This window comes from Aliihoeflea sp. (assembly GCF_052435475.1).
Taxonomy (GTDB): domain Bacteria; phylum Pseudomonadota; class Alphaproteobacteria; order Rhizobiales; family Rhizobiaceae; genus Aliihoeflea.
This window is the reverse complement of record NZ_JBQVMV010000041.1, coordinates 543-1,200: the sequence shown is the minus strand read 5'-3', so window position 1 is coordinate 1,200 and position 658 is coordinate 543. Positions and strand designations below refer to the sequence as shown.

At 60.2% G+C, this 658-nt stretch carries 1 protein-coding gene; it reads left to right on the top strand.

Annotated elements, in window-relative coordinates:
- Positions 1-395: 395 nt before the first annotated feature.
- On the top strand, positions 396-658 hold a 263-nt coding region (locus ACT6QU_RS19420; RefSeq protein WP_444837024.1), incomplete at its 3' end, for a DJ-1/PfpI family protein.

Genomic DNA, 658 nt, shown 5'->3' with positions numbered 1-658 from the left:
TCATTGAGTCGGATATGCGCGCCGATATTCGGACAACGTAGGGGAGCGGCGCGGACGACGATTGAATGCGTACGCCGACGGCAATTCGACTGAGACGTGGGATCGAACAGCCGCGGCGATACGCGAAGCGATGCACATGGCGGCGGCAGACCGAACGATCACCGTCGAAGCCCGTGCGCCGTTCAAATGCAGTTGGCGAAGAAAGGTTGCAAAGATGAGGCGGAAGGTCGCCGCCATTCTGGAATACTGTCGAAGCCGTCCTCGACGCGATCGCGGCCTCAGGCATCGGTGCGGCCATTGTCGATAGCGGAGGACGAAGAGCAGCGCGCGCTGGCAAGGGCGGGAACGACGATAGCCGCGGCGCATTGGTTGTTAGACAGCAAAGGAGCTTTCCGATGACCAAGGACAATATACTCGCCGGCTGCAGGATCCTGATCATGGCGACAGATGGCTTCGAACAATCCGAGCTTGAAGTGCCACTTCAGCGTCTGGAGGACGCCGGCGCGAAGGTCGAAATCGCATCGATCGACGATGATGATATCACCGGCTGGGACGAAGACGATTGGGGCGACGAGGTCGAAGTCGATCTCAAGATCGCCGACGTCGACACCGACCGTTATGACGCGCTCGTCCTGCCGGGCGGCCAGATCAATCCCGA